Here is a 13,347-nt window from a genome sequence, read left to right as displayed (position 1 = left end):
CATGAGAGCCCTGCGCGACCGGCGGGTGCTCTGAAGTTACCCCGGTTTCGGGTCTCGGTGACCCGATGACAATCTGTACGCCCCTTCCGGCGCGCCCTCGGACAGATTGGCACTGCACCTCGCCCTGCTCCGCACGCTCCCAGGGCCCGCGGGGGGTGGCGCATGCATTGCACAGGGGCTGGGACTTCCCATGTGAAGCGGAGGGGTAGACATGCAGAACTCGAGGATGCTGTGCGCGGTGGCACTGGCTGTCATGGCCACGCTGGGAGCGGGCTGTTCAGGCGGGCTCACCGCCGAGGAGCAGGAGCGGCTGGTGGGCTCCTACCGACTGCCTCAGGACGGCATCGCGAATGACAACCACTACGTGGGGCCCTTCTGCTGCACCGGGCGCACGCTCATCGTCCGCGAGTCTCAGGGAGAGAGCGTGCTCGGCTATGCCTACTTCCTCTCCTGGGACGGGCAGGCCTACAACCACCCGGAGGGAAGCATTGCTCCGGACTTCGGCATCGAGCTGAGCGCCCGGTCGACGCCGGACGCAGGAGACGGCGAGGAGGAGAAGGGCCGCGTTGCCTTTACCTCCAAGGACTTCGAGGTCGGTGCATCCAAGCGTCAGCGGGTCGGCGCACTCGAATACATCGTCACCATCGAGAAGGTGAAGACACTCAAGTTCGAGGGCGCGCTCTACTTCCTGATGGACTCCCTGGAGGTCTCGGTGGATGTCCTGCGAGGACCGGACTGAGAAGCGAGCGTGAACAGGACGAAGTACCCGATTGCCATACTGTATCAGTCCCGTCACCTCCAGGCTCAGTTCGACCTGGCCAACGCCACGGCATCCGCGCCGGCGGGCTGGCGGATCGGGCTCGACGAATCGTTCACCGCACGCCAGATCACCTCCGCCACGTCGAGCGACCGGGTGAACGGCTCCATCACGAGGCTCACCCGCACGTTGAAGGGCTGGAGTTCCAGCGCGAGCGACTCGGTGAATGCGTTGAGCGCCGCCTTGCTCGCTGTGTACACGGCAAGCATCGGGAGCGGCTTCAGCGTCGTGCCGGACGAGACGTTCACGACGACTCCAGCCTTCCGTTGCCGGAACCGAGGCAGGAATGCCTGGGTCACGGCCGAGCCTCCCAGGGGCAAGCGCGCCACCGCGCAGATCGTGTTGCCCGATGGCGAGGTCAGAAATGGCGATCCAGATGGCCCGCCGGATGTTCGAATGCTGGTGGGTTACTGCGTCTTCGCTTCCCCGGACGCGAGCTTGCTCGTCTCGCTCCTTCCGCAACTCGTGCACGTCCGCGGCGAGCGAAGGCTCTCGACCCTCTTGGAGCTCGTGCGAGAGGAGTCCCGCGAACGGCGATGGATCCCGAGGCTCCCGGGGCACGAACGAGTTGAACGCCCGAGCCCTCTTCGACCGGTACCTCAACCTCCCTCCTGCTTCAGCCCAGGACCTTCACGGCCTTCACCATCTCCGCCCTCGGGTCCTCGAAGCCGAGAATCTCGAAGCCCAGCTTGCCGCAGACGCGCTGCATGGGGCGGTTGCCCCCGAGGATGTCCGCGACGATGCGCGAGAGGCCCCAGTCGCGGCCGATGTCCACCAGGCGCTGGAGCAGCTCCGTGCCCAGCCCCTGGCACTGCATCCTGTCGCTGATGAGCATGGCGAACTCCCCATCCGAGGTGCCGAGCAGCCGCGTGAGCCGGCCCACGCCGACGATCTCTCCGCCGTCCACCCGGGGGTTCTCGACGACCAGCGCCATCTCCCGTGCGTAGTCGATGAAGCAGATGCGCGTCAGGCGCTCGTGGGCCACCCGCTGATCCAGGCGCATCATGCCGGCGTAGCGCATGAACACGCTCTGCTCGGACAGGGCATGGTGGAACGCCACCATCCTCGGCTCGTCCTCGGGGCGGATGGGGCGAAGGATGTACTCCTGGCCATCCCGGGCCTTCCACCGCCAGGTGTACTGGTAGGGGTAGGGCTGGATGGCCAGCGGTGGCAGCGCGGACTCGGGCACCGACGTGGGGTGAAGCACCACGCGCGCGTCCAGCGCCAGCAGCCGCTCGGGCGAGGCCAGCAGCGGGTTGATGTCCACCTCCTGGATGAGGCGCTGCTCCACCACGAGCTGGCTGAAGCGCACCATCAGCTTCTCCAGCGCCGCCAGGTCCACGGGAGGGCGCCCGCGCACTCCCTTGAGCGCCTCGTGGATGCGGGTGCGCTCGATCATCCGACGCGCCAGCGTCGTGTTCAGGGGAGGCAGCCCCAGCGCCCGATCCTGGAACACCTCCACCAGCACACCGCCCGCGCCGAAGAGCAGCACCGGGCCGAACTGCGCATCCAGGCTGCTGCCGACGATGAGCTCGTACCCGTCCAGCCTCGCCATGGGCTGCACCGTCACGCCGTCGAAGGCGTCGCCCTGGCCCAGCTCCTGGAGCTTCCGGCGGATGCCCTCCACGGCCTCACGCACCGCGGCCGCGCTGCCCAGGTTCAGCCGCACGCCTCCCACGTCCGTCTTGTGGGTGATGGAGCGCGAGTGCAGCTTCACCACCACCGGGTAGCCCAGGGACTCGGCCTGCGCCACCGCCTCGTCCACCGTGCCGGCCAACCGCGTCTCCACGGTGGGGATGCCATAGGCGGCCAGCAACTGCTTGGACTCGTACTCCGTCAGCAGCGTGCGGCCCTCGGAGCGGACGGCGTGGATGAGCGCCTGGGCCCGCTCGCGAGCATCCCCCGTGGGCTCCTCCGCGAGGGTCGGCGTCTCATAGAGGGCGCTCAGGTTGTAGCTGTAGCGCCACATGTAATTGAAGATGCGCGCGGCCGTGTCCGGGTAGCCGAACGTCGGGATGCCCGCGTCATTGAGGATGCGCTCGCCCGCGGCGACCGCGGAGCCACCCATCCAGCTGGCCAGCACCGGCTTGCCCATGCGGGCGTAGGGCTTGAGCCGATCCGCCGTCTGCGTGGGCTCCGTCATGTCCTGGGGCGTGAGGATGACGAGCAGCCCATCGCTGTTCTCGTCCGCGCCGGCCACCTCGAGCGTCTTCGCATAGCGCTCGGGGTCCGCGTCTCCCAGGATGTCCACCGGGTTGCCGTGGCTCCACTGAGGTGGCAGGAACTCGTCGAGGGCCGTCACCGTCTGCTCGGACAGCTTCGCCAGCTCTCCTCCGCCCGACACGAGCGCATCCGTGGCCAGCACGCCCGGTCCGCCCGCGTTGGTGATCAGCGTGAGCCGACGGCCCTCTGGCCGGGGCTGCCGGGCCAGCACCTCGGCCATGTAGAAGAGGTCCGAGATGCTGTCGACACGCAGCACACCGGCGCGGCGGAAGGCGGCGGTGAGCACCTCGTCGCTGCCGGCCAGCGTGCCGGTGTGCGAGGCGGCCGCCTGGGCCGCCTGAGCGGTGCGCCCGGCCTTGATGACGATGATGGGCTTCTGGAGCGCCACCTCGCGCGCGGAGGAGAGGAATGCGCGCGCGTCGCCAATGGACTCCATGTACAGGAGGATGCTGCGGGTGCGGGGATCGTTGCCCAGGTAGTCGATGAGGTCTCCCCAGCCCACGTCCAGCATGGAGCCCATGGAGACGAAGGCGCTGAAGCCCACGGACTCGCGCAGGCTCCAGTCGAGGATGCCGGTGAGCAGGGCGCCGCTCTGGCTGATGAAGGCCACGTTGCCGGGCCGGGCCATGGCGCCCGCGAAGGTGGCGTTGAGGCCGGAGGTGGGGCGCATGACGCCCAGACAGTTGGGGCCGATGATGCGCAGGTGGCCCCGGGCCGCGGCCATCACCTCCTGCTCCAGGCGGACGCCCTCGGGGCCCGTCTCCTTGAAGCCGGCGGAGATGATGATGGCGCCCTTCACGCCTGCCTGGACGCACTCGCGGATGACGGCGGGCACGGTGGGGGACGGGGTGACGACCACGGCCAGATCCACCTGCTCCGGGATGGCGGAGATGGAAGGCCAGGCGCGGATGCCGAGCACGTTGTTCCGCTTCGGGTTGACCGGATAGACGGTGCCGCCGAAGGGGCTGCTGATGAGGTTCCAGAGAATGGTGCGGCCCACGCTGCCCTGGCGTTCGCTGGCGCCCACCACGGCCACGCTCCGGGGAGCGAAGAGGGCATCGAGCGGGTGTCGAGCCTGCTGGTGCAGCAGATCATACGTCGGTTCCAGCGGAGAGCGCGTCGCCATGACGCCCAGGCCTAGCAACGATGGGCGGGGAGCCAGACACAATTCGGTGCCACGCGCTCCCGGGATGCGTGACAGCAGACAGAGTCGCTGAAGCCCAGCAACGAACTGCGCACAGGACATTCAGGGCAATAGCCGGGACACCCTCCCTTCCTGTTCCATGACCGCGCATTCCGGTCACTCAGGGGGGACTGTGAAAAAGACTCTCGCGCAGGTGCTGTTGGCAATCACCGTGGTGTTGCTGGTCGGCTGCGCTGACTCTTCATCCGAGACGGGCTCGGCCCGCTTCGCCGTCTCCATGCGTCAGGCGCTGACCTCCAGCATCGCTCGTGTCTCCGTCACCTCCAGCGCCGCGGACATCCCTTCCGTGACCTTGGACCTCGCCCCCTCCAACGGGGTGTGGGGCGGCACCATCGGCAACATCCCCGCGGGCTCCAACCGCTCCTTCCAGGCTCGGGCCTTCGACTCCTCCGGGACCCTGCTCTTCGAGGGTTCCGCCTCTGGCGTCACCCTCTCCGCCAACCAGACCACCCTGGTCGCCATCACCCTCCAGCAGGTCAATCCTCCTCCCCCCTTCGTCAATGAGGCCCCGCTCATCGACTCCCTGGTGGCCTCCGCCACCTCTGTGTCCGCGGGCGGCGTCCTCTCCCTGTGGGCCACCGCTCATGATCCCAACCCGGGCGACACCCTCTCCTACGCCTGGAGCGCCACCGCGGGCTCCTTCGCCTCGCCCTCCGAGGCCGCCACCTCGTGGACCGCTCCGGCCTCCACCGGCCTCCAGACCCTCACGCTGACCGTGACGGACTCGCGCGGCCTGTCCTCCAGCATCTCCCTGTCCGTCAACGTCACCCATGACGGAGAGGGCGAGGCGCAGCTGTCCATCTGCTTCAACAGCTCCCCCGTGGTGGCCTCGCTCGGTGCCACGCCCACGCAGCTGTCCGTGGGGCAGACGACCTCTGTCTCCGTCGCTGCTTCCGACCCGGATGGGGACAGCCTCTCCTACTCCTGGAGCGCCACCTGCGCCGGCTCCTGGAGCAACGCCTCCTCCCATTCCGCGCGGTTCACGCCCTCGCTCCTGCCCGCCGGCGCCTGCAACAACTGCCGACTGACGGTCTCCGTCTCGGACGGACGAGGAGGACAGACCACGGGCAGCGTCGCCCTGTGCGTCCGGGACACGCCCCCTCCGCCCCCCTCCGAGCCCGCCATCATCCGCTCCTACAGGTCCTCGGACACGGCAACCCCGGGACAGGTGCTCACCTACGAGGTGGTGGCCAGCGATCCGCAGGGCGCGGCCCTCTCCTTCTCCTGGGAGGCCAATACAGGCTCGCTGGGCACCCCCGACAGCGACGGCTCTCGCAGCCGCATCACCTGGACAGCACCCGCCTGCGTCAACGCCAACGCTGCTGCTTCCATCACCGTCACCGTCACCAACCCCTTCTCCAGCTACCTCACGGCGACCCGGAGCTTCGCGGTGACGGGACTGCCAGACTGTCCCTTCCCCATGGGCTATTGGGCCCCCACGGGCTCCATGAGCCACCGTCGCACCTCCCACGCGATGGCGCTGCTGCCGGGCGGCAAGGTCCTCGTCAGCGGGGGACGGTTCGATGAAGCGGACCCCTTCGAGCCCTACCTCCACTCGGCGGAGGTGTACGACCCGGCCGCGGGCACCTGGAGCCCTACCGGCTCCATGGCGGAAGGGCGCGCGCGGCACACGGCGACGCTGCTACCGGGCGGCAAGGTCCTCGTCGTGGGAGGCAACAACCTCCCGGCAGCGGAGCTGTATGACCCGACCACGGGCACCTGGAGCCCTACCGGCCCCATGGCCACAGCTCGCTATTACCACACGGCGGCGCTGCTGCCGGGCGGCAGTGTCCTCGTCGCGGGAGGCTGGGGCAATTCACCGCCGGGCACGGCGGTGGAGCTGTACGACCCGGCCACGAACACCTGGAGCCAGACCGGCTCCATGAGCTCACCTCGCGAGAACCACACGGCGACGCTGCTGCCGGGCGGCAGGGTCCTCGTCGCGGGAGGCAATGGCCTCCGGACAGTGGAGCTGTATGACCCGGCCACGGGCACCTGGAGTCCCACCAACTCCATGAACAAGATTCATTTCAACCACACGGCGACGCTGCTGCCCAACGGCAAGGTCCTCGTCGCGGGGGGACTCGGCGGCCCCGACGGCTCCCAGGAGACAGCGGAGCTGTACGATCCGGCCCTGGGCACCTGGAGCATGACAGGCTCCATGGCCACCGCTCGCGAAGACCACACGGCGGTGCTGCTGCCCGACGGCAGGGTCCTCGCCGTCGGGGGACAGATCGTCGATGGCAACTATGAGCTCGCGTCGGCGGAGCTGTACACGCCCTGACGGGGGCCGTCGCGGTGGGCCCCCCGGGAGAAATCATCGGACTGGGAACGAAGACGGGACCTGGCGGTCCGAGCATCCGCTCCGGGCACGGGCCAAGCTCCTCATGGGGCACGCAGCGACGGCCCGCTAGTACGTGCAGCGCAGGACCTGGCGGTAGGTGCCGCAGTGGCCGAAGTCCGTCGTGCCCGCGGGCTGTGAGTGGTAGCAGCTGTAGACGGCGGGGTCGCAGTCGGGGCTGGGCCAGACGTCGTAGGCGTCGCCATCGGTGACCGCGAGCTCCGTCACGCGAGCGACGAGGCGCGCCGTCTTCTGCATGTCCACCCCGTTATCGGCGCCCGCGCTGAAGGTGAGCGGCACGGTGTGCGGGTCGATGGCCTGGTACAGCGCCGGATACGACCAGTCGAGGCGGTAGTTGGGCCGGCCGTAGACCTGCGGGATGCCGTCGGGCGCCGTGACGGAGAGCCAGTCCACGTACCCGGACACCGCGGCGCGGCCGCGATAGAGCAGGTTGTTGTTACCCCGGACGACGTAGATGGGGTTCACCGCCTCTTCGATCCAGATGCCGCTGTCGCCGCGGAAGTCGAAGAAGCGCGGGGCAATCACGATGCGCGCGGTGTACGAGCGCGGCGTGCCCGTGAAGGTGTCGACGCGCACGAAGAGCGGCAGGCCGGAGAGCACGGTGTTGAGCTCATGGCCCTCGCGGAGGACGATCTCGAACCGGCGCTCGCTGATGATGTTCGCCTCCCCGAAGGCGTCATCCGGGACGAAGCTCAGGACGTCCGAGAGGTAGCGGTTCGCGGTGGCGCGGATGATGAGGGCGCGGACACCCTCACGCTCCTCGAAGGTGCCGAGCGTCTCGAAGCTGAGCTCGTTGTCGCCTACCGCGGCGTAGAGACGGGTGGCCGTCACCGCGGCGGTGCTGACGCCGGTCTCCTCCGCGGTCTCGGGAATGTCGTTGTTGCAGGCCGCGAGCGCGGCGAGGCTGGCGAGGGCGAGGGTACGTAGTTGCATGGGGGGGCTCCACAGGTGAGGGCCCCCGAGTACCACAAGCCTGTGACATGCCGCATGCGGGGACTGTGTCAGTCCCGTCACAACGCCACACCTCGCCAGGGCCCACGGCGCACGGTGCTGCGCGCTCAGAAGAGGAAGGTGACGCCGTCACACGACTTCTGGTCGCACCTGCGCTCGCGGGTGAACCACCCCGCCCACTTCAGCTTGTCACCGCACGAGGGGCAGTACTGGTAGCCGCACTTCCTGCAGCAGTGCCAGTAGTACCAGCGGAAGCCGGTCCCCACGAAGAGCTTCTCGCACTTCACGCACACCTTCTCGGGCGACCAGAGGAGTTGCTGGTCCGTGCGCCAGGGTTTCTCCACCGAGTCGGTGGCGAAGGCGTCCCCCGAGCGCTCGACCTTGTCGTGCGAGGCGGAGGGCGCGGTCTTCCACGAGCTCACGGGGTAGTGCGTGGTCACCAGCAGGTCGCCTGTCGCTGTCGCGTCCAGCACCGTCACCGTCCCCACGATGGCCTGGTTCGTGACCGGCGCGGCTCCCGCCCCACCCGTGCCGCGCTCCAGCACCCCCGGCGTCTTGCCTCGCAGAGGGTGGGAGGACGGCTTCTTGTCCTTGAGCATCGGGAGCTTCTTGAGGCACTCGGCGGCGGACTGCGAGTTGAGGACGGCGCGGCGCGCGACGAAGCCGCCGCCGGACGTCGCCGTCTCCAGGTGCAGGAGCGCTTGCTGGCCAGTCTCGGTGTTCAGGGCGAAGAACAAGGTCATCAGCGCGACCTCGGAGTCCTCGAACTGGGAGTGCTTCTTGCGCTGGGTATAGGGCTCGGGCACCTTGGTCTTGGTGCCGGCGATCTTCTTGGTGACCTGCGGGTCCACGATCAAGCGCTCCTGGTGGATGCCCAGGTAGGCCGCGCGCGTGACCGGGTCCAGGTGCTCGCTCTCCTTGGGAGCCGTCTTGCCCTTCGTCGGCGAGAAGCCCTCACCGCTGATGTGGGCATGGGCGTGCGGGGGATGCGTGGAGACAGGGGTCCACGTCGTCCCGGCCGTCACCGGCGTCGAGCTGGGGGCGTGTGTGACGGTGGAGGCGAACATCAAGTCCACGCACTCGGTCACGGAGAGCCGGTACTTGTAATCGGCGTTCTTGGAATCGAGCCCGTTGGTGACACGTTTCAGAAAGAGGCTGACGAGCGGCATGCCTTCTCATGTTAGCGGCGTCGACGGGAGTTCCAACGCCTCTCCGGGTTGTCCAACCCAGGAAGATGGGCACGCGGCGCCGAGGGAGGGCCAGCAGGCCCTCCACTCCACGTGTGTCGAGCGTATTCGCGCGCTGATCCGCGCACAGCTCACGCCTTCGCGAGCTTCTCGAGGACCTTCGACCAGTGCTCGCGCATGGCCTCCCGGGCCTTCGCGTCCGGCAGCTTCTCCATGTGTACATGGAGCGAAGCTCCTCGCGCCTTCGGCACCAGCGTGAGCTGCAACGTGGCCGGCTTCTTCCAATCGTCTGGCTGCCACGTCATGCGCAGGCGCTGCTCGGGCTTCACCACCCGGAGCTCTCCGCGCACGCCGGGGGCTCCGCGCCTCTTGGGGACCTCATAGCCCTTCCCCGGCTCGAGCTTCAGCGTCGCGCCCGGGCCGAGCCAGCGCTCCGCCTGCTTCGAGACCAGGTCCCACAACGCGGGGACGGTCATCGGCAGCGTGCGCACCACCCCCACCTGGAAGCCCGTCGTGGCGGTCTCGCCCACCACCCGCTTGCCGCGAGCCTGCTCATACGCCACCGCGATCGACTGCTGCCACCAGCCGGACTCGACCTCTCGGGCCACGAGCGCGACGAGCTGCTTGTGGTTCAGCTCGGCCGCCCCCGCCGCATCCAGGGCACGCATCCAGGTCTTCCAATCCCGCCCGGTGGCGTCCTTCACGGCGCTGTCGGTCACGCGGGCGGTGATGAGCGCGCTCTTACTCGCAGCCGCGGGCTTCTTCCCGCCCGTGGCGATCTCCGCGAGCCGTGCCTGCACCAGCCGCTTCACCAGCTTCGCCGGGAGCGGCTCGTCGGGCTGGAAGGTGACGCCGCTCTTCGACGTGGAGTACCCCTCCAGCTCCGACTTCAGTGCCGGCACCACACCGCCGCTGAACGGGTAGTAGCCACAGTGGCTCTTGAAGAACGCGAAGCCCGCCACGACTTCCCCATCGACCTTGAAGGCGGGCATCCGGTAGCTGATCGTCTCGGTGGCCCCTGGCAGCAGCTTCCGGAGCTGCAGGCGCAGCGCCCCCAGCGTCTTCCTCGCCACCGGGTCCTTCACGCTCGCCAGATATGCGTCGATCGGCTGCTGTTCCCGACTCTTCGTCGCCATGCTCTTCGCCCCCCTGAAGCGCTTCACCCCGACTTAGCAGATCACTCCAGGGGCTGGGGGAACGCCGGGCCGCTGCCCCTTCCACTGCTCCCAGCTCCCCCGCCTTACCCTCGCGCCCCTGGTGGAAGTTCAGGTAGGGGCGGCGGCTGGCTCACAGGTTCCCGATGAAGTCCCGCTTGCCGATGTCCACGCCGTTGTGACGCAGGATGTCGTAGGCGGTCGTGACGTGGAAGAAGAAGTTGGGCAGCACGAAGTTCAGCAGATAGGGCTGGCCCAGCAGGCGCATCTCGCCATCCCTTCGCTTGATGGTGACGGGGCGCTCCTCGCTGCCGTCGACCTGCGCCGCGCTCACGCCCTGGAGGAAGGCGACAGTCTTGGCGATGCGCTCCTTCAGTTCGGGGAACGACGTCTCCGTGTCGGGGAAGCTGGGAATCTCGATTCCCGCCAGACGGGCCGTACAGCCCTTCGCGTGGTCCGTCGCGGTCTGAATCTGGAAGGACAAGGGCAGCATGTCAGGTGCCAGACGGGCCTGGATGAGGACGGAGGGATTGAACTTCTTCGCCTCCGCATGGGCCGCGGCCTTGTCGAGAATCGCCGAGAGGTTGTTCAGCGCGCGGATGAAGACAGGGACAGACGCCTGGTACATGGAAAGTGACATGGGGATGGCTCCGGAAAAGGAGCCCTCTTGCTAGCCACGAGGCCCGGGCATCGCCACTGCTTTCAGCGCACGGCGTGAGCCAACGGCACGGCATTCTTTTCTTCCTCCACGCTCCTGCCCTTCCCTTCCCAGGCCAGAGTCTTCCCACCGGCGGCCTCCGAGGCCCGGGAGGCGTTCACTCGAGGTCTTTTCCCACAGGTACGCGGAGTGCACCCCGTCCGCACACTTCCCCAGCTTCCGGAGGTGTGTCGTGGTGCCAGGTCGCACGGTAGGACGATGGTTGTGGGCGCTGGTGGTGCTCATCACATGGGCCGGCTGTGGCGGCGGCGTGGACCCGGAGCCCCCGGCTTCAGCCGTCCCGAGCCTCCAGCAGGCCTCCACCCAGGCCCCCACGGCAACCACGACGTACACGTTCACGCCCCTGGCCGATGCGCGCGTGGAGGAGGGCCTTCCGACGCGGAACCTGGGCATCGAGAGCACCCTGCTCGCCGATCTCTCGCCTCGCACGGAGAGCTACCTGCGCTTCTCCCTCAACAACGTGAAGGGGACGGTGACGCGCGCCCGGCTGCGGCTCTACGCCTCGGATGGCACCTCGGATGGGCCGCGGGTCTTCCCCCTGGAGCGATACTGGGAGGAGGAGCGCGTCACCTGGAACAACCGGCCCGCCCGGCTCGGCGGGGCGCTGGCGGACCTGGGCGCCATCTCTCCGGGCACCTGGGTGGAGTATGACGTGACAGCCGTGGTGCGCGGCGGCAGCGACGTGAACCTCGCGCTCGTGCCGACCTCGAGCGATGGCGCGGACTTCATCTCCCGAGAGGGCCGGGCGGACCTGCGGCCCCAGCTCGTCGTCACCGTCACCCTGGAGCCACCCGCCCCCGCGGGCTGCATGCTGCGCACGGACCTCTACCGCCGGGGCCTCATCGGCTTCACGGATGGCTTCGTCTCGCAGAGCGAGCCCAACAGGAACTTCGGCGCGGAGCGGGAGCTTCAGGTGGATGGCTCTCCCCGGCTGGAGTCCTACTTCCAGTTCGACGTGGACACGCTGGGGATGACGGTGCGCAAGGCCTGGCTGGAGTTCTACGTCACCAACCCCACCTCCAATGGCCCGCTGCTGTACCGCTCTCGCGGCGACTGGACCGAGCAGGGCCTCACCTGGAACACCCGGCCGGGACTGTCCACGAGCCCGGTGGGCAACCTGGGCGCCGTCAGCGCCGGCAGCCGCGTGCGCTACGATGTGACGGGCGTCGTGACGGACTGGGGGCTCTACAACTTCGCCCTGCTCCCCGAGTCCTCCGACGGCGTGGCCTTCTCCTCGGGGGATGAGCCCTACTACGACCGCATGCCCCGCCTGCTCTACACCCTGGACAGCCCCCTGTTCTGCTCCTACCACGGGACAGGCGGGGGCCTCACGGAGTGGACGCGGCAGTACGGCGGCGCGGGGCCCGAGGCCCTGAGCACCCTGGCTCCCCGTCCGCAGGGCGGCTTCGTGGCGGCGGGGCGCTTCGGCTCGGCGACCTTCCCCCAGGACGAGGGGTTCGCGCTGGCGCAGTACTCCTCGACAGGCGGCGCGGAGTGGAGCCGCGTGGTGGCCACCGACAACGTGTGGCCGACGCGCCTCGTCGTCACGTCGCTGGGCAACATCCTCGCGGTGGGGCGCTACCACGGCTCGCCGGACCTCGGGACGGGGCCCCTGCCCTTCGTCCCGGAGGATGCGTACCAGTACGGCTTCTTCATCGCCAAGTTCTCCCCGACGGGGCAGACCGTCTGGGCTCGCGGCTTCATCGCCCGGGATGCCCAGGGCCAGCCCGTGCAGGCCTTCCCCGCCGCGGTCGCCACCGATGCCAATGGCAGCCTCCTGGTGACGGGCGGCTTCGCGGGCCGGATGGACCTGGGGGGCGGCGTCCTCGTCTCGAATGCATTGGGAGACACGGGCAACTGGTCGAGCCTGGGCGGCTTCGTGGCGAGGTTCTCCTGGGACGGTCGGCACGTCTGGTCCAGGGCCTTCCAGAGCGGCCAGGACGATTCCTCCGATGAGCGGCCCCAGGGCCATGGCGTGGCCGCGGACGCGGCGGGCAACGTCCTCGTCGCCGGCGCGGCGGGAGCCTGGACGAACCTGGGGGATGGCCCTCTGGGGCTGCGAGCGCCCTTCATCGCGAAGTACAGCCCCTCGGGCAGCCTGCTGTGGAAGCGGGCCCTCCATGGAGCCTATGGCGCCGTGAGGGACATCCAGCCCCAGGGGACGAACCGCATCGCCTTCACCGGCAATCTGGGAGGTACCTTCACCTTCGCGGGGGGCACCTACCTCGGTGGCAACCCCTATGACAGCTACCCGTATCCGCCCAACACCAACGGCTTCATCGGGACGCTGACCGCCTCGGGGGCGGACGTCTGGCTGCGATCCCTCGGGACGGGGACCGGCTTCATCCTGGACTTCCAGCGCCTGGCCGTGAGCGAGGATGGAGGCCTCACGGTCTCCGGCTCGGGCCAGGAGGTGTTCGAGGTCGGCGGCGGACACTTCGGCTTCTCCACGGGCTTCGATCCCTTCCTCAGCACGTGGCGCACCTTCGTGGCGCGCTACTCGGCGAGCGGCGAGCACCAGTGGTCCCGCGTGTTCGACCACGACCGGACGTTCAGTGTCGCGCTGCAGCCGGGAGGGGCCGTGGTGGTGGGCGCCTCCCTCCACGGAGAGCTCGAGCTGGACGGCCGCACCTATACGCCGGTGGGCGACAGCGACCTGCTCTACCTGAGGTTGGTGCCCCCCAACTAAACGGCAGCACGCCGCCAGGACGCGACAGCCCAAGGGAGTGCG

General features: G+C 68.7%; 8 protein-coding genes and 2 pseudogenes. 4 read left to right on the top strand and 6 right to left on the bottom strand.

The window, feature by feature from the left end:
- The first annotated feature begins 211 nt into the window (after window positions 1–211).
- Window positions 212–739: a hypothetical protein gene (locus KY572_RS14700; protein WP_224243234.1), complete on the top strand. Its 528-nt coding sequence runs from the start codon at window positions 212–214 to the stop codon at window positions 737–739.
- A gap of 65 nt (window positions 740–804) precedes the next feature.
- On the opposite strand, the pseudogene KY572_RS14695 reads toward KY572_RS14700, so the two are convergent.
- Window positions 805–1,128, bottom strand: a pseudogene (locus KY572_RS14695) (SDR family NAD(P)-dependent oxidoreductase); the annotation flags it as partial.
- Here KY572_RS14695 and KY572_RS47790 point away from each other — a divergent pair.
- A pseudogene (locus tag KY572_RS47790) lies at window positions 1,010–1,342 on the top strand (cupin domain-containing protein); the annotation flags it as partial. The pseudogenes KY572_RS14695 and KY572_RS47790 sit on opposite strands and share 119 nt — an antisense overlap.
- 91 nt (window positions 1,343–1,433) lie before the next feature.
- On the opposite strand, the gene KY572_RS14685 reads toward KY572_RS47790, so the two are convergent.
- Window positions 1,434–4,166: a bifunctional acetate--CoA ligase family protein/GNAT family N-acetyltransferase gene (locus tag KY572_RS14685; protein ID WP_224243233.1), complete on the bottom strand. Its 2,733-nt coding sequence runs from the start codon at window positions 4,164–4,166 to the stop codon at window positions 1,434–1,436.
- A 157-nt stretch (window positions 4,167–4,323) separates the two neighbouring features.
- Here KY572_RS14685 and KY572_RS14680 point away from each other — a divergent pair, with 157 nt between their 5' ends.
- Complete coding sequence (locus tag KY572_RS14680; protein ID WP_456077667.1) at window positions 4,324–6,528, top strand: kelch repeat-containing protein; 2,205 nt, start codon at window positions 4,324–4,326, stop codon at window positions 6,526–6,528.
- Between the two features lie 126 nt (window positions 6,529–6,654).
- Here the strand turns inward: KY572_RS14680 and KY572_RS14675 are convergent, their stop codons facing one another.
- The 4 genes from KY572_RS14675 to KY572_RS14660 form a co-directional block, all read right to left on the bottom strand.
- Window positions 6,655–7,539: a hypothetical protein gene (locus KY572_RS14675; protein ID WP_224243231.1), complete on the bottom strand. Its 885-nt coding sequence runs from the start codon at window positions 7,537–7,539 to the stop codon at window positions 6,655–6,657.
- A gap of 125 nt (window positions 7,540–7,664) precedes the next feature.
- Window positions 7,665–8,726, bottom strand: a complete 1,062-nt coding sequence (locus KY572_RS14670) for an FYVE zinc finger domain-containing protein (protein ID WP_224243230.1) — start codon at window positions 8,724–8,726, stop codon at window positions 7,665–7,667.
- Window positions 8,727–8,875: 149 nt separating this feature from the next.
- Window positions 8,876–9,880: an SRPBCC domain-containing protein gene (locus KY572_RS14665; protein ID WP_224243229.1), complete on the bottom strand. Its 1,005-nt coding sequence runs from the start codon at window positions 9,878–9,880 to the stop codon at window positions 8,876–8,878.
- A 151-nt stretch (window positions 9,881–10,031) separates the two neighbouring features.
- On the bottom strand, window positions 10,032–10,538 hold the full coding sequence (locus KY572_RS14660) for a DUF1993 domain-containing protein (RefSeq protein ID WP_224243228.1): 507 nt from the start codon (window positions 10,536–10,538) through the stop codon (window positions 10,032–10,034).
- Window positions 10,539–10,788: 250 nt separating this feature from the next.
- Between KY572_RS14660 and KY572_RS14655 the strand changes: the two genes are divergently transcribed.
- A complete protein-coding gene (locus tag KY572_RS14655; protein WP_224243227.1) occupies window positions 10,789–13,305 on the top strand; it encodes a CBM96 family carbohydrate-binding protein in 2,517 nt (838 codons plus the stop codon).
- The last annotated feature ends 42 nt before the right edge of the window (window positions 13,306–13,347 follow it).

This window comes from Hyalangium gracile, assembly GCF_020103725.1.
Taxonomy (GTDB): domain Bacteria; phylum Myxococcota; class Myxococcia; order Myxococcales; family Myxococcaceae; genus Hyalangium; species Hyalangium gracile.
This window is presented reverse-complemented; position numbering and strand designations above follow the sequence as displayed.